Source organism: Pseudomonas sp. G11 (assembly GCF_029457515.1).
In the GTDB taxonomy this organism is placed as follows: Bacteria; Pseudomonadota; Gammaproteobacteria; order Pseudomonadales; family Pseudomonadaceae; genus Aquipseudomonas; species Aquipseudomonas gorinensis.
In genome coordinates, this window is the sequence record NZ_CP120377.1 from 6,439,918 (window position 1) to 6,456,404 (window position 16,487).

A 16,487-nucleotide genomic window follows, 5' to 3' on the forward strand; every position below is an offset into this window, starting at 1 on the left:
CGATCACATCGCGACTTTCATCCGGTCTGCCGGGTACTGACGCATGAACTCCATGCTTTCGCCTGCAGGCGCTTTAAGCTAATCGCCGTAAAGTCCCTGGGGCAGGATCACCACCATGCGTTTTTCATCCTCGGGCTTGTGGTAGTTGCGAATGAACGGGTGATTATCCGAATTGATGGTCAGCATGGTGACGCTGTGTACAGTCACCCCGGTACCGGGATTGCGCCACTGCTCCCACAGGCCGGCGATGCCCATTGTCTCACCGTCTGCCCGCGCAATGCGTGTGGCGATCGCCTTTCCTGATCGCCAGTCAGGCTCATAAATGCGGCCGGGATAATGCAGTGCTACGCTTTTCGCCAAGCCGTACAGAACGACGCTTTTTGACTGGCCGTCTCCGATCGGCAGTTGCACGCAGCCCGTGCCGAGGCCGAGCCGCTGGGGGTGCGGTACCGTACGCGAATCTTAAACTTCGCTCTTGAAAAAAGTCTCCAAGCCCATCAAAACAAATCGAGCGGAAACAAACGCTCCATAAGCATGTATCTTATCTGACTTTTCAGCATTGCATAGATCTACCACAGTCTTGGCGCATAGGCATATAGGCTTTACAGACGACAATTCAGCAGCACGCTGGACGGCAAAAATCTCCATATCGAGACCTTGAACTTTTCGATGAAATTTTTCGATCTGACTAATATATTTACTGTCGGCAATCACTGCCGATCCGCTGGTGAATATGGCCGTCGCAGGGGCAGTATATTTGGTAGGCCGATCGCCGCGAAATTTCTTCTCAAGCTCCTCTAACAAATTTTCATCATCCAGCAAGCTCTCTATATGACCCAAGAAATGTGAATCCGTGGGTACTTGGTATGGTTCATTTTGAAAGCCTTCGTCGGACCATTTTCCGCTTTGATATTCATAAACCATCTTGGACACAAGAAGCTGGCCGAGCTCTGTCTGATCTTTGAAACCGCCGCAAATTCCACTCATAGCAATAATCTTTGGTTTGTAACGATCTATGCAAGTTGCTGCAGTGATCGCGGCATTGACTAGCCCCATTTGCGGCATCTGTATTATTGAACCCCTCTTGCCAGAAATCTCAAAATCCCAGCAGGTGACACCTCCACGATTAACACCCCGACCATTAACAAAGGTAGCGTAAGGTTTACGTTCTTCTTTAAGGGCGCAGAAAATTAAAAAATCAAACCTGAAGCTTTTTTTTAACTGGGTGAGCAAATGGTCGAGGGTAGACTTCCAGCTGTCACTATTCTTGAAGTCCGACAAAATGCAGCCGTGTGCTTCAAATTGTTCTCTAACCTCAGGAAAATCGACAGGATACGAGCTAATAGCGATCATTAAAGCGTCGTTTTTACCGGATTTTATGATTGCCTCCAAAATCGCCTTACCATTTGGTATCGCGGTGCCACCGTCATAGCTGGGTAGCTTGAAATCTATAATAAACAGGCCAATTTCGTGGTTAAGAAACGCTGCGAAGTCTGTCATATTTTGCGCATGTATAATATCTGCTGGAGGAACTCCCTTGACAATAAGATGATCAGTGATGCAGCCAGCCTTACCCGGATTGTCTTCAATTAGTAGAATTTTCAAGAAAGTGATCTCAAGATTGATGTAATTCTTTGAATTGTCGGTTTAGACTTATACGTGTACAAAATTGCACCCACGACCCTTTGAGAATACTTTTCGCTAATTATTTTCGGTGAGTTTTTAAGCTTGACTTTTATTCCACCAATGAAGAAGTCAGGATATTGAGTGACTATGAGGATATTCGATTGCTTTCGATAACCCTTTAACGCACGCAAAACCTCTATACCACCTTGGGCTTGGTCATGTCCTTTCTTGTTGTCACCTGCACTTTCTCCAAACGTGGAGAGAGCCATGTCTAGGATTATTAAGTCATAGTCATTAGACTTGACCTCTAAAACGGCGCTACTCACGCTATCTACCATGACTGGCAGATTACCAAACACCTCTAGAACGCAACTGTTTATCTCGTCTTTCTTATGTATTTCATCTTCAACTAGTAATATTCTCATCATGCGACTCCAACAACGTTGTCCTCACTCACTGTTTCTGAATGCAACGTAAAACTCAATGTCAGCGATCGATTTTCATCATCAGCCTCGCATTTAAGCGTATGAAAGTTTTCGCTTTTTTGGGTAATGAATTTGACTTTTTTTATGCCCGTATATCCCTCAGTTACCATGTCTATGCCTCCTTCAATGGACCGTATCGCTCGTTCAATGCGCAGCTTCGAATCCTCATATTTACTACTTGAAACCACAGACATTATTTGGACGGTCACAACATCTAGGATTTGGTTGGTTTCAGCCTTTTTCGCTGTTACGCAGACATTGACCTTCTGTCCTTCTTCACCGTGGATTAGCGCGTTTTGGAGCAGGACCGCTACGCAGTCATACAGACGATGTACGCTGATACCCGTATATTTATTTTCAAGAGCGCCACCTGTGTAGTCCACAGCCTGAGGACGATTCAAATCGTATAGGATGATGTCACAAAGCTCCCTAACCGAAGCCGAAATGAAACCTGTCTGTGGAACTCTAAACCAGTCAGCTACTTTCATGAACACGCCGCTTACAGCTTCATGTAGCTCCATTTTTAATTGCTCTTCAACACTGCCAAACGAGCCTGAGAAGTGCTTACTAATGCTGCCTGTAGCCTCTTGCAGCAGCTCTGTTTTGATGTAGCGAGCCGCACTTTCTAGCTGGGGGGAGATCTGCTTCCAGCAGAACGATATGACTAAGTCGTTGAGAAGCTGGCTTCCAGCAACTCGAAGGCTGCTCGAAAGCAATCGAATATTTTCCCGAGTCGCGAAGTCTTCTAAATCAACAACCGAATTGAAGAGGGAGGTGGGTGACTTGAACTGCAACCGCTCTTTTCTCAGTTTGTCGATAATGGCTCTAAATTGCGAACGCCATGCATCGGCCGTACGCTTCATACTTTGTCCGGCCATTATCATACGGTAGTCAGATTTATTAAAAACAGCATCAACAGACTCAGTCATAACTCCATCTAATGTGTTATGGCGAATTCGTCGCCCTAAATAGGACTCGATCCCAAATTCAGTATTCAGACAAAATTGATCAAACGCGTCCTTAGCTATCTGCGCGATCATGCCCTCACTTTGCTCGTTTAGCGTTATAAAATATATATCTTCGCTTTCGCCCGATTTATTTTCAATAGTTCTAAGTGTTGCTTGGATACTGGGGTAGGAAGTACGAAACTGTTCAGTGGAAACAGAGGGATTACCATCAAGCCACTTCTTCATGGCAAAACTGTCGACGTACATTCGACTGCTATCGAAATAGCTCTGCAAGGTAGCTAATTTTGATCGAGTCTCGATAGCATCCGCCTCGATAACATAGTCAATACGGTTGAGTTTTTTTCCTATAAGTTTGAGGATATCTCTACGGATTTCGGATGCTTGAGAGGAACTCTTGATAACCTCATAGAGTTTCTCAATAGTCACTTCATCTAGCGAGTCGGCTATGTAGCTAGCGATTTGCGGTGAATCAGTCACCAAGTCATCGATAAATTCAAGTATTAAACCATTGTAGTTCGCTTTGACATGATCTATTAAATCTGACCTAAACTCATAATCTACGTCGGGGTCTATGGATTTTTTTCTAAATAGGGCAAGAGCTAATACTGCTACAAACTTCTGGGTCTCATCTGGAACTATGCTGTAAATGGCTCTCAGCTCAGCTTCGGTCAGTAAAACCTCTAGAGCAAGTGTCTGTTCAAAGATGTATTTAATATCTTCGTCGGACAACGCTAGCAAATTAGTACGTTGCTCGATAAACCTAAGGAACAAAAATGTTCTGTAAAAGGAGTCTAACCTGATGTTTGGAGACTTCCTAACAATAGTCCCTTCATCATTCAGCAGAGCATCCTTATCTTCGTAGAAATCGCGCTCTCCAAATTTAAAATCTTTTACGATTTCAGCTAACAGACGAGCGCCAATCACGCGGTCTATTTCGTTTCGAAATTCAGCCAAATTTGGTCTTTCAAGAAAACATGAGGAGATCCGATAAAAATCAAGAGATCGGTCATTCTCTTCGTCACTATCTAGATAGTGCTCAGGTATCAACTGCGCATCATCCCCGTTCGTTGACTGATGGATGACGGCTTCTAATTCAACCCATATCTCAGTGGTTAATCTAAGTTGCAATTCGCGAGCCTGACGCTTAAAAACGTTGAGGTTCATGATTACTATAACTGCTTGAAGCGTATCGATCAACGATGACTCGGTTGCACGCAATAAATATTTCGCCAAATCCTCGTCATTCAATGGCGTTGGTATGAAATTACTAATTGTATATGATCGTCTAATATCGCCGTCAACCTTGCCAACTAAGGCACTGACACGTCGCTGCGCGATCAAAAAAAGAGATATCCTTGGGCTCAAGTTCTCCATTGCGCTAAAATGAAATGCGGGCTTTTCCTTGTGGCCCATTTCAGCTTCAATATCGCTGATTTTCGCTAATTGTGGAGCGGTCAGCTTCCTGGTCACTCGTATATAGCCTAGCTTGTAAGATAGATAGTTTGAGGCACCATATATCTTGGCCATCAAATATATGAACTCTAGTGCTTCATCAGTGTTAATTTTCTCAAGCTTAGCTAACTGTGCCATGTGCTTCAATGCGGCTGTACAATCGTCTTGCGCTGAATTCAAATAACCACAGGTATATCTTACCTCTTCCTGCCAGTGCAGCGCCGTCAACATTGTAAACCTGAAAAGATCACTGCTCGTCTTCTTTGTCTCACCGGCGATCAACCCTTTGGGGCCCTTTAATAGAGCTCCAATTGTCATAATATCATCGATGGTGTTCCCTTTCCGGATGTCATCAATTGCGCTTTTTATCCTTAACTCTTGAGAAGCGTAACCTCGAAGCAGATTTCTTTTCTTAAGAGACTTAAGGGACGCTACAAGCTTAAAAAAGATCGGGAGACGTAAAGAATTTTTGGCTTTAGTAAAAGACGACATGCTGGCACTTACTCCTTTTTTAGAAACCTGCTATCGAGGCCGTTTTCTTCCTTACCCGGACGATATCAGAAAATTCGGAGCTTACGTAGGGCTTGATGGGTTTGCCGAGCTTGTGGTTTTAGAGAACTTTCCCCGTCCTGCTGGTCTCAGACGCGGTTAAGTGATTTGCCAACCTGGACAACCGTCGGCCACAACCTGCCTATCAAAATGTCTTGTGAAGCCAATGTCGCCAAAGTTCAAGCTTGGCTGGGTCATGTCAAGCACACGAAGGACATGGAATCAATTCGACGTAAGTCCCGTTACTACTACACCTAGCGCACCAGCTCGCCTCGACGCTGCTTTTCTTTCATAACAGGGAATGTTAGACCTTGCCCTGCAACTCCCTCTCAATCTGCGCCAGGTCTTGGGCAAATGCCTGATCGAGCAAACTCGGTTTCTTTTTCCACGGCTTGGTTTCCGGCTCAGGCACGGCCGCGTAAAGCGTCACCGCGTCAGGATGCACCTGCAGATGCTGATCAAGCTGCGCCTGCAGCTGCTGTCGTAGTTCTTCTTTTGTCATTCCATCACGCTCTTTTTTAGTGGCTCAGGGCAGGGCGTAGCCGCTGTCCTGCATTACAGGGCGACAGCCAGGCGGTCGGCCGGGTACTGACGCATGAACGCCATGCTGTCGCCGGCGCCGGCATTCAACCAATCCCCATACAACCCTCGAGGCAGGATCACCAGCATGCGCTTTTCGTCCTGGGGCTTGTGGTAGTGGCGCATGAACGGGTGATCATCCGCATTGAGGGTCAGCATGGTGAAACTGTGCAGGGTCTCCCCAGTACCGGGATTGCGCCACTGCTCCCACAGGCCGGCGATGCCCATTATCTCACCGTCTGCCCGCGCAATGCGCGTGGCGATCGCCTTTCCTGATCGCCAGTCAGGCTCATAGATGGCTGCGGCCGGGATAATGCAGTGCTGCGCTTTTCGCCAAGCCGTGCGGAACGATGGTTTTTGACTGGCCGTCTCCGATCGGCAGTTGTAGGTGCTGCGCACGATTTTGGTGTCCTTGCTCCAGGTCGGGATCAGCCCAAACGCACCTTGCAGCACCTCCACCGGCGCCGGCGATTCGTCGTCGACGTGCTCCACACCGCGAATGAAAGGCCCGCTGTAGCCTGGGTACAGATCCAGCTTGCCCTGTTCAAACAGCTCAACGCCAAATGTCTCGGCCACCCGCTGCGGCGCCGGTGCTTCGTAATGACTGCACATACACACTCCCTCCAGATCCTGACGCCTCAATTGGCGTTGATCGTCCACAACTGGTCAAGCCGGGTGGTGTAGCTCGGGCTCATCAACTCACGGCGCATCGCCCAAGCCGGCGCCGCCGGCACAGCCGCCGCGCGCAGCGTACCGCGTCCCCATCGGTTGTTGATTTCGTCCAGGACGCTCATCACCTTGTCGGCCGCCGCCGGCTGCGTGTGCGCAAACAGATCATCGGTGAACTCACCCGGTTGACGCAGATCCATCAGCAACACTTCGGCCTTGCTGTATCGGAACCCAGGACGGAATAGACGTTCCACGGCCTGCGTCGCAGCCTTGGTGATCAATCGCACGTCATTAGTGGGATAGGGCAGCTCCACCAGCACGCCGTTAGCGTAACGCGCCTCGTCGGGGTTAAACATGCCGGTCCGAATGCTCACGCGGATCTTCTTGCACAGCGAATGCTGGGCCCTAAGCTTTTCCGACGCACGCTGCGCGTAGGTGGCCACCGCCTCTTTGATCGGCTCGATCGTCTCCAGGCGCACGCCGAACATTCTGCTGCAGCAGATCTCCTGCTTGGCCGGTGCGGCCTCTTCCAGGGCCAGGCACGAAGTGCCGGCGAGCTCGCGCACCGTTTTCTCCAGGACAACGCTGAATTTACGCCCGAGCAAGACAGGATCAGCCTTGGCTAGGTCCATGGCGGTGTGAATGCCCAGGGCGTGCATATGCGCCGTCATGCGTCGACCAATACCCCACACCTCTTCCACGGCGGTGTTGCGCAATACCCAGTCGCGTTTGAAGGGGTCGCACAGATCCACGACGCCGCCAGTCTGCGCCTGCAGGCGTTTTGCGGTGTGATTGGCCAGTTTGGCCAGGGTTTTGGTGTGGGCAATGCCCACACCCACCGGAATTCCGGTATGTTTTAAGACTTTGGCACGGATCTTTCGACCGAATTCGGTGAGGTCACCGGGCATGCCGGAGAGGTCACAAAATATTTCATCAATACTGTAAATTTCTGAATCGCAAACCATTGATTCTACAAGGGTCATGACCCTTTCAGACAGCTGCCCGTACAGCGCGTAGTTGGAAGAAAACGCCACGATCCCATGACGACGCAGCGTGTCTTTGATCTGAAAGAAAGGCGCGCCCATTTTCACAAAGGGCTTAGCGTCGTAGCTACGCGCAATCACGCAGCCGTCGTTGTATCTGAATGACCCTAACAGTTAGTTGAGTGTAAGATATTGATTTATAAGCAAATTAACTCCCTAACATTTTTTTGATTATTTTCCTTCGTTCCTGATGGCGATACTCCTCGACTAAGCCTATTTCAGACGTGGCTTCGCAAAGCAGGGCGGCGGATCGCAATCGACGATAGCTTCACTGTATACTTTTGGCTCCGCATACCCCTTGAGCTACAGGAACACCAGCATGACTGTACTCCAAACGCTCTACTGGCAGCCTACGCCGCCTTAGCGCTACGCCCCCTCGCAACAACCTCGCCTCCGCCAGTTTCGCTGGCGGCTGCGTACTGCTGTATGCCCGGTTCTTACACCCAAAGCGCACAGCAAAATAATCCTCACAATTTGAATTCGTATCGACGCGCTCGCCATTTTCCTGGCATGCGTGCGGTGCATTGCTTTGGATATTCTGATGCTACAAACACTCAAACAAACGTGGTTTTCCAACGTCCGTGGCGACGTGCTCGCGGGGATCGTCGTCGCACTTGCGCTGATCCCTGAAGCCATCGCTTTCTCTATCATTGCGGGCGTCGACCCCAAAGTTGGTCTCTACGCCTCATTCTGTATCGCCGTGGTGATCGCCTTTGTCGGTGGCCGCCCAGGCATGATTTCAGCCGCGACAGGGGCCATGGCACTGCTGATGGTGACCCTGGTCAAGAACCATGGTCTTGAATATCTGCTGGCCGCCACGCTGCTGTGTGGCGTGTTGCAAATTGGTGCTGGCTACCTGAAGCTCGGCTCGCTGATGCGCTTCGTTTCGCGCTCGGTGGTGACCGGCTTCGTCAATGCACTGGCGATCCTGATTTTCATGGCTCAGCTGCCCGAGCTGACCAATGTCACCTGGCACGTCTACGCCATGACAGCCGCAGGCCTCGGCATCATCTACCTATTTCCCTATATCCCCAGGATCGGCAAGCTCATCCCATCGCCACTGGTGTGCATCATCGTGCTGACCGCAGTCGCCATGTCGGTTGGGCTGGATATCCGCACGGTCGGTGATATGGGGGAACTGCCGGATACGCTGCCAATCTTTCTCTGGCCTGACGTGCCGCTGACGTTCGAGACGTTGGCCATCATCTTCCCTTACTCGGCAGCGCTGGCCGTGGTCGGTCTGCTGGAGTCGATGATGACCGCGACTATTGTCGACGACCTGACCGACACCCCCAGCGACAAGAACCGCGAGTGCAAGGGCCAGGGCGTGGCCAACATTGCTTCGGGTCTGATCGGCGGTATGGCCGGCTGCGCGATGATTGGTCAGTCGATCATCAACGTGAAATCCGGCGGTCGTTCTCGTCTGTCCTCCCTGGCCGCAGGTGTATTCCTGCTGCTGATGGTGGTGTTCCTCGGCGACTGGCTGAAGCAGATCCCGATGGCTGCGCTGGTGGCAGTGATGATCATGGTGTCCATCGGCACCTTCAGTTGGGATTCGCTGCGCAACCTGAAGAAGCACCCGTTGTCGACCAACATTGTCATGGTCGTCACCGTTGTGGTCGTGGTGGCCACCCACAACCTTGCCTTCGGCGTGTTGGCCGGCGTGCTGCTGGCCGCGATGTTCTTCGCCAACAAGGTTGGCCATTACATGGCGATCAGTTCTTCGCTGGACGAATCCGGCGAGCATCGTAGCTATAACGTCACTGGCCAGGTGTTCTTCAGCTCGGCAGACAAGTTCGTCGCGGCCTTCGACTTCAAAGAAGCCCTGAACAAGGTAACCATCGACCTGAATCGCGCCCACTTCTGGGATATCACCGCAGTTGCTGCCCTGGACAAGGTGGTTATCAAGTTCCGCCGCGAAGGCACCGAAGTTGAAGTGTTAGTGTTGCCGCTGACCGAAAACTGACCCAGTAGAGGCTGTTCTGCCGACTGAAAACTGACCCAGGTGTTCAACTGCTTCTGCTCACTTTTTGAGCAGGAGAACACAGGGTGATCAGCATGGAAATGTTGGGAAAAATCCGGCGGATGTACTTCCGCGACAAGCTCTCGCTGCATCAGATAGCCAAGCGTACCGGGCTGTCGAGAAACACCATCCGAAAATGGGTCAGAGCGCCCGAAGCCACTCAGCCAGCGTACCAACGGTGCGCAACCTTCAATAAGCTCAGCCCTTTTCACGAGACCCTGGAGCAGGCGCTCAAGGCCGATTCGTTCCGGCCAAGACACAACCGCAGGAGCGCCAAAGCGCTTTTCGAGCAGATCAAGGCCGAGGGTTACGACGGCGGCTACAGCCAGCTCACGGCGTTTGTCCGCTCTTGGCGAGGGGAGCAAGGCAAGTCTTTACGCGCTTTTGTACCGCTGACGTTTGCTCTCGGTGAGGCCTTTCAATTTGACTGGAGCGAAGAAGGTCTGCTGATCGGTGGTCTTTTTCGACGTGTCCAGGTCTCCCACATGAAGCTGTGCGCCAGCCGCGCATTCTGGTTGGTTGCGTACCCCAGCCAAGGCCACGAGATGCTATTTGATGCCCATACGCGCTCGTTTGGAGCGTTGGGTGGCGTGCCACGTCGCGGCATCTACGACAACATGAAAACGGCTGTCGACAAGGTCAACAAAGGTAAAGGCCGCACGGTCAACGCCCGGTTTTCCGTGATGTGCGCGCACTATCTGTTCGATCCGGACTTCTGCAACGTGGCCTCTGGCTGGGAGAAAGGCATCGTCGAAAAGAACGTGCAGGACAGCCGGAGGCGAATCTGGCTCGATGCTCAAAATTGCATGTTCCATACCTTTGAGGAGCTGAATGTCTGGCTCGGCCAACGTTGCCGGTCGCTCTGGAGCGAACTGGTGCATCCGCAGTACAACGGGCTGACGGTGGCCGAGGTCTTGGAGCTGGAGCAGGTCGAAATGATGCCAATGCCGACGGTATTTGATGGCTACGTCGAGCGTACCGTGCGGGTCTCCAGCACCTGTCTGATCAGCGTGGCGCGAAATCGCTATTCAGTGCCATGTGAGAGAGTCGGCCAGTGGGTCAGCAGCCGTTTGTACCCTTCGCGGATCGTGGTCATTGCCGACGAAACGGTGATCGCCAGTCACGAGCGCCTCTTTGATCGAGATCAGGTCAGTTTTGACTGGCAGCACTACATCCCACTCATCGAACGCAAGCCTGGTGCATTGCGCAACGGCGCGCCATTTGCTGATTTGCCAAAACCGTTACGGCTTCTCAAACGAGGACTGAGGCGTCACACCAACGGTGATCGAATCATGATGCAGGTACTGGCTGCTGTGCCAATTGCGGGTCTCGAACCAGTGCTGGTGGCGGTGGAGCTGGTACTTGAATCGGGAAGTCTGAGCGCCGATCACATCCTCAATGTCGTTGCCCGCCTGACCTCCACCACACCACCTCCCTGTGTAGAAACCAGCCTGCAACTCAAGGTCGCGCCTGTTGCCAATACGGCACGCTACGACCGGCTCCGTGCGACCGATGAGGAGAATCGCAATGCGTGACCTAATGACTGAACTCAAAGAACTTCGCCTGCACGGCATGGCCAGTGCTTGGGAAGAACTGGTCTCTCAAGGAACAGCGTCGACGGCTTCATCGAAATGGCTGCTGGAACATCTGCTTCAGCAGGAACATGCGGATCGCGCGGTACGCTCGGTGAATCATCAGATGAACATGGCAAAACTCCCCATGCACCGTGACTTAGCTGGCTTTGACTTCAGCGCTTCCAGCGCTGATGCCCGGCTGGTCAGCGATCTATCCAGCTTAGCGTTCACTGAAACCGCGCAGAATGTCGTGTTCATCGGCGGCCCTGGAACCGGGAAAACACACCTGGCCAGTGCCTTGGCTGTATCCGGAATCACGGCCCACAACAAACGCGTGCGCTTCTTTTCCACGGTGGATCTGGTGAATCTGCTGGAGCGTGAGAAGTACGATGGCAAGGCAGGGCGAATCGCCCAGGGACTGCTACGAACAGACCTGGTGATACTGGATGAGCTGGGGTATTTGCCCTTCAGTCAAAGCGGCGGTGCCCTGTTATTTCACCTGCTGTCCAAACTGTACGAACACACCAGCGTGGTCATCACCACCAACCTGAGCTTCTCGGAATGGTCGAGTGTGTTTGGCGACGCCAAGATGACCACCGCGTTGCTGGATCGGCTGACACACCACTGCCACATCGTCGAAACGGGCAACGAGTCCTACCGACTACAACACAGCACCTTGGCCGCGCAGACAAAGATCAAGTCACGGGAACGAAAGCGCAAGGACGGAGATGATGTCGAGGACGATGAGCCATTTTGATCCGCACCATAAATGCCCTGCCGCTTGCGGTGGGGCTTGATGGTCTTGAATCGGAACACTGCTGCTAAGCTTATCCACAATTGCTGGGGCAAAAATCAGCAATCCGTCCTGGGTCAATTTTCAATCGGCAGGGTGGGTCAGTTTTAAATCAGCGCCAACAGTGTTAGGTCTCAACGAAGCGAGCGCCACTATCGTGGATCGATTCGGAGTTCACGATAAACCCGACGCCATTGATCAACTCATGGGCCACTGAGAAGGAGAACAACGATGACCCAAGTAATTGCCTGTATCGACGGTTCCACCTCGGCTCCAGCTGTGTGCGACTACGCAGCCTGGGCCAGTCTGAGCCTGGAAGCCCCGCTGACCTTCTTGCATGTGCTGGATCAGCGCCAGTACCCAGTTGCGGCCGACTTGAGTGGCAATATCGGCCTTGGCAGCCGCGAGCATCTGCTCGATGAGCTTGCTTCCCTGGATGAACAGCGCGGTAAGTTGGCCCTGGAGCAGGGGCGGATCATGTTAACGGCCGCGAAAGAGCGGGCCATGACGGATGGTGTGACCGCGCCGGAGTCCAAGCAACGTCATGGCGATCTGCTGGAAAACCTGCAAGAGCTGGAAAGCGAAACGCGCCTATTGGTCATCGGTCGCCAAGGCGAGTCTAGCGGCGGTCTGAGTCAGCATGTCGGAAGCCAGCTGGAGAGCGTGATTCGTATCATGCACCGGCCAATCCTGGTCACCCCGGCCAACTTCCAAAAGCCCGAGAGCGCGATGCTGGCCTTCGATGGCAGCGCTACTACCCGCAAGGGTGTGGAGATGCTGGCGGCCAGCCCCCTGCTGAAGGGGCTGCCGATCCACCTGGTGATGGTTGGGCCAGTGAACGACGAATCGTCCGCGCAGCTGGACTGGGCGCAGAAAGTGCTGCTCAACGTCGGATTCACTGTTCGCGCCGAGACCCTGAACGGCGAGATAGAGCCTACCTTGCACGCCTATCAGAAAGAGCACGGCATCGACCTGCTGGTGATGGGGGCCTACGGTCATTCGCGCATCCGTCAGTTTCTGGTCGGCAGCACCACGACCAGCATGCTGCGCACCACCACTGGCCCACTGTTGCTGCTGCGCTAACGGCCATGGACGACGCCCTCGATCTTGCCCATTTCAAGACCCTACTGGAACAGCGGGCTGCCGAGCTGGATCGGTTGCTGGAAGACGCTGAGTCTCGCTCGCAATCGGTGGAGTTGGATCAAAGCAAGGTAGGGCGTCTGTCGAGGATGGACGCACTCCAGCAGCAAGCGATGAACGATGCCATCCGCAGTCGGGCGCAGCATGAACGCGTCCGCCTCCAGCTGGCCCTCAAGCGTTGGCACGAGGGCGAGTATGGCTGGTGTAACCAATGCGGCGAGTTGATCGCCTCGGGCCGCCTGGAATTCGATCCGGCCACGCCGTTGTGCATCACCTGTGCGAGCCGCGCCGAGTCGGATTGAAACCATGACAGCTCGTGACGTCAGTCCCAATTAACGAGGCTTCTAATGTATTTGATGGCTAAAAACTGGTTGGGCCGAACACAGAAAACAAGTGCCTGGATGTGGGCACTGCTGTGCTTTGTATTGCTTACCGTATTCCAAGTCCGCACCCATCACCTTGATGATCGGTTGTACTTCTGGATCAAGACCCACTGGCACACCGACGATTGGCAGGAGCGCTCTGTGTGGCTGCCTGACTATCGGGTTGAGCTCGATGCTAAGCCGGTTCCCGGTGTGGACAACAACCTTTCGGGCCTGACCTTCGACCCTGACCTGAACCTGCTATGGGCGGTTACCAACGGCCCAAACGAACTATTGGCCCTCAGTCGTGACGGTGACGTGGAAAGGCGCTATAGCCTGGACGGTTTCCACGATGTGGAGGCGGTGTCCTATGCCGGCAACGGCCAACTGGTAATCGCCGAGGAGCGCCGGCAGAGCCTTGTTATCGTGGATGTCCCCCTCGCCGAAGGCAGTAAGCTTTCTCCCGGTCGCTCATTGAGCCGAGACCAGTATCCAGCTCTGACCTTGGCACTTGGCAAGGCGGACAACAAAGGCCTTGAAGGGCTCGCCTACGACCTGAAAGGTGATCGCTTGTTTGTGACCAAGGAGCGTGACCCTCGCCAATTGCTGGAAGTGGGCGGCCTTCGTGCCAGCCTGGCAGGAGGTTTTTCCCTGCACGTGCGCGACCTGTCCAACTTGGTAAAGGACAAGGTATTTGCCACTGACTTGTCTTCGGTCGTCTTCGATCAACAGAGTGGCCACCTGATATTGCTCAGCGACGAGTCGAAACTGCTGATTGAAATCACCGATGAGGGCAAGGTGGTGAGTTTCCGCTCCTTGGCGAGGGGGTTTGCTGGTTTGCTGAAAGGCATACCCCAAGCCGAAGGCGTAACCATCGACGATGAAGGGTATTTGTACGTGGTCAGCGAGCCGAACTTGTTCTATCGCTTTACCCGCGAGACAGACTGACCAGTCAACAAGCTACAGTCAGGCGTGGCCGGGACGCTTGAACTGTTAGCGTGCGATTTTTACGAATTCTGCGGGTTCCCCATCAGGGCCTAGTTGGGCCCTGGTTTCAGAGGGAGTGCGGTGACCTTACCGTTGGCAACCGCCTTCAGCTGAATCATCTCGAATATTAGTCGCTGGTTAACCGAAGCCAGCCGAGCTACCTCCGCTAAAAGCTGATCATTCTCTGCACGGAGCACCCTGTTCTTTTCTTTCTCGCTCATCAACGCTTGATGCTTAGAGTCTCGCTGGGCTCGCACCGACTTGCCAACGATGTTGCGAATCCTTTCCGCTATGCTTGGGTAAGTGTTATGGATGAGTCCCGGAGTCACACCTGCGGCACGGGCAACGGATGTGATGGAAAGCTTTCCGTCACCAGCAATGAGATCGTCGACGACCTTGTTGAGCGCGGCGAGTGTCTTCGACCTGGAGCGAATAGGAGAGTCAGGGCCCACCGCCTGTCTAGTCATTTGCCGCCTCCTCCATTTCCTCAACTGGAGAAAGGCCAAGGCTGGTAATTACATCTAGTGCAACCTGCAAGTCGCGTTCTGCGCGCTGCCTAACAGCCGGGCCTGCATCCTCAATTTTTATCAGCTCTCGCTGTTGAATGTAGATGTCCTGCCAAGTGCTGGCGAAGACTTCATCGATCACCGAATTTTTGCACCCTGGACACCGTGTGGCTTCGTATAGACCAGCACCTCCGCAGCCCCGCTCTGTGGCGATGCACCAGCCGTGTCCAGTCGCACGAATGTTGGCATGTGGGGCGGTCTGGGCAAGCAAAGCAGCTCTATCCTTGATTGGAATTGCCCGCAATTCCACAATCTTTTCGCCAGCGCCCCCTGCCAGTGGCTGATCATCGAGCCATGATTCGATCAGGTCAATTTTAAACTCTGTCATCTGCTGGAAGATCTCATCAAAGAGAGTCAGGTCTTGCTGCGGATTGGATGCATAGAGTTGGGTCATACTCATGCTGCTGTGTTTGAACTGCCATTTGAGGTAGATCAATGAAGTGCGGCCCATACGGGATTCTACAAAGCATCTTGCATATGTTCGCCTGCATTGATGCGTCCTCAACGGCCAATCGCTTCCAGCGGCTTTAGCTATACGGTCAAACGCAGCATTGGATGCTTGCCCGCTGAGAGCCTCAACATGATGGCTTTCCTGAACTTTCCCTCCTTGTGTGTTTCGTCCCAAAAATAGTTTATTCGCGGCTTTTCGGGCTTTTTCGAGCCTAAGGAGATGTTCAGTTGAATACGAAAAATCCCGATTGCTTGCAAGCTGTCTAATCTCTTCATCCAGCTCTTTTCTGATGGGTGCTGAATATTTTGCCAAAAGACTTAAAGCTTCAATCGTTAGTTCTGGCACAAGATATTCGACTTGGCCTTTACCTGTCTTGTGCTCGACTGTGGTCACCCAGCAAAAATTAATTCCATTTCTTAACTCTTTGCGCCAAGCGCCAACCTCAATTCCAATTGCCTCGTCATTGCGCATGCCGCTAGTGATTGAAACTATATACAGAACAGCATCTCTGCAACGAATTGCCATCCGTTCATCACTAGGATGATATCCAATACCATTGACTGCCAATTCGGCCTTCATCTCCCGGACAATGCTTTCGCAATAGTTGAAAATCCTAGATTGTTCATCATGAGGAATGATATCTGTTCGCCCGACGTTTTTAGTGGCAGCACCCAACCCTTTTACATTCGCGACCCCACAAATCCGCCACAATGTCGAATTACCCCAAGGATAACTCTGAATGGGAAACATCGTGTCGACAGAAAACACCCAAAGAAAATCAATAACCCGTAATCGCCCATACAGCGGGAGAGGCCTTAACTTCAATTCATATTTGCAATGATGAACGTAATTGCTGACATGGATCGGACGGACATCTGCAAAGCTTGAAACTCCTAGATTGTTTAACCAGCGAACAAAAGGCATCACGCTGACGACGGCGAAAGTAGTAATGCCCCGTGCGATAGGAGGTTTGGATCTAGGCATTCCTCTTTTAAACCAAGCATAAGCAACAGCTTTGCAGTCATCAATAAGCGCCCGAGGCATGCCCATATCCCAGTTGATGAATTTATAAGAATGAGCAATATTGGCCTGATCAAAAAACGGGCGAAGATCCCACTGTGCATCGCCAAACCTGCTAAGAACGAAGGTTTCTCCATCTTCATTAACGATAGCGCTGATCACGATTGCATCCCGCTCTGCGGGACTTAGACCATTCGCTG

12 protein-coding genes and 3 pseudogenes are annotated in these 16,487 nt (G+C 52.3%); 6 read left to right on the top strand and 9 right to left on the bottom strand.

From position 1 onward, the window contains the following. Positions 1–3 precede the first annotated feature (3 nt). From P2T68_RS29670 to umuC, 7 genes and pseudogenes are all read right to left on the bottom strand, one after another. Positions 4–407: pseudogene (locus tag P2T68_RS29670) on the bottom strand (SOS response-associated peptidase family protein); the annotation flags it as partial. 55 nt (positions 408–462) lie between these two features. Continuing rightward, positions 463–1,605 carry a nucleoside phosphorylase gene (locus P2T68_RS29675; RefSeq protein WP_106118560.1) on the bottom strand — a complete coding sequence of 381 codons (1,143 nt, stop codon included), beginning with the start codon at positions 1,603–1,605 and terminating at the stop codon, positions 463–465. Beyond that, positions 1,602–2,054: a hypothetical protein gene (locus P2T68_RS29680; RefSeq protein WP_199918362.1), complete on the bottom strand. Its 453-nt coding sequence runs from the start codon at positions 2,052–2,054 to the stop codon at positions 1,602–1,604. The genes P2T68_RS29675 and P2T68_RS29680 overlap by 4 nt, the downstream gene beginning before the upstream one ends. Then, on the bottom strand, positions 2,051–5,023 hold the full coding sequence (locus tag P2T68_RS29685; protein WP_056791216.1) for a hypothetical protein: 2,973 nt from the start codon (positions 5,021–5,023) through the stop codon (positions 2,051–2,053). The genes P2T68_RS29680 and P2T68_RS29685 overlap by 4 nt, the downstream gene beginning before the upstream one ends. 361 nt (positions 5,024–5,384) lie before the next feature. After that, positions 5,385–5,582: a hypothetical protein gene (locus P2T68_RS29690; protein ID WP_044275367.1), complete on the bottom strand. Its 198-nt coding sequence runs from the start codon at positions 5,580–5,582 to the stop codon at positions 5,385–5,387. A 53-nt stretch (positions 5,583–5,635) separates the two neighbouring features. Then, positions 5,636–6,271 (bottom strand): SOS response-associated peptidase, encoded by a 636-nt coding sequence (locus tag P2T68_RS29695; protein WP_044275365.1) that lies wholly within the window; start codon positions 6,269–6,271, stop codon positions 5,636–5,638. Positions 6,272–6,297: 26 nt separating this feature from the next. Next, positions 6,298–7,464: pseudogene (gene umuC / locus P2T68_RS29700) on the bottom strand (translesion error-prone DNA polymerase V subunit UmuC); the annotation flags it as partial. Positions 7,465–7,912: 448 nt separating this feature from the next. On the opposite strand from umuC, the pseudogene P2T68_RS29705 reads away from it, so the two are divergent. The 6 genes and pseudogenes from P2T68_RS29705 to P2T68_RS29730 all read left to right on the top strand — a co-directional run. Continuing rightward, positions 7,913–9,319: pseudogene (locus tag P2T68_RS29705) on the top strand (SulP family inorganic anion transporter); the annotation flags it as partial. Positions 9,320–9,429: 110 nt separating this feature from the next. Next, positions 9,430–10,929: an IS21 family transposase gene (gene istA, locus P2T68_RS29710; protein ID WP_115129398.1), complete on the top strand. Its 1,500-nt coding sequence runs from the start codon at positions 9,430–9,432 to the stop codon at positions 10,927–10,929. After that, on the top strand, positions 10,922–11,725 hold the full coding sequence (istB, locus tag P2T68_RS29715) for an IS21-like element ISPsy20 family helper ATPase IstB (RefSeq protein WP_029241171.1): 804 nt from the start codon (positions 10,922–10,924) through the stop codon (positions 11,723–11,725). Before istA ends, istB begins: the two co-directional genes overlap by 8 nt. Before the next feature lie 267 nt (positions 11,726–11,992). Next, positions 11,993–12,844, top strand: a complete 852-nt coding sequence (locus P2T68_RS29720) for a universal stress protein (protein ID WP_028692952.1) — start codon at positions 11,993–11,995, stop codon at positions 12,842–12,844. Positions 12,845–12,849: 5 nt separating this feature from the next. After that, positions 12,850–13,203, top strand: coding sequence for a TraR/DksA C4-type zinc finger protein (locus tag P2T68_RS29725; protein ID WP_028692953.1), 354 nt, complete (start codon positions 12,850–12,852; stop codon positions 13,201–13,203). A 45-nt stretch (positions 13,204–13,248) separates the two neighbouring features. After that, positions 13,249–14,211: an SdiA-regulated domain-containing protein gene (locus P2T68_RS29730; protein ID WP_028692954.1), complete on the top strand. Its 963-nt coding sequence runs from the start codon at positions 13,249–13,251 to the stop codon at positions 14,209–14,211. 89 nt (positions 14,212–14,300) lie between these two features. Here P2T68_RS29730 and P2T68_RS29735 read toward each other — a convergent pair whose 3' ends face one another. Together P2T68_RS29735 and P2T68_RS29740 are read right to left on the bottom strand one after the other, a co-directional pair. Continuing rightward, positions 14,301–14,717, bottom strand: coding sequence for a TetR family transcriptional regulator (locus tag P2T68_RS29735; RefSeq protein ID WP_079384160.1), 417 nt, complete (start codon positions 14,715–14,717; stop codon positions 14,301–14,303). Then, on the bottom strand, positions 14,710–16,449 hold the full coding sequence (locus tag P2T68_RS29740; RefSeq protein WP_277378663.1) for a tyrosine-type recombinase/integrase: 1,740 nt from the start codon (positions 16,447–16,449) through the stop codon (positions 14,710–14,712). Before P2T68_RS29740 ends, P2T68_RS29735 begins: the two co-directional genes overlap by 8 nt. Positions 16,450–16,487 lie beyond the last annotated feature (38 nt).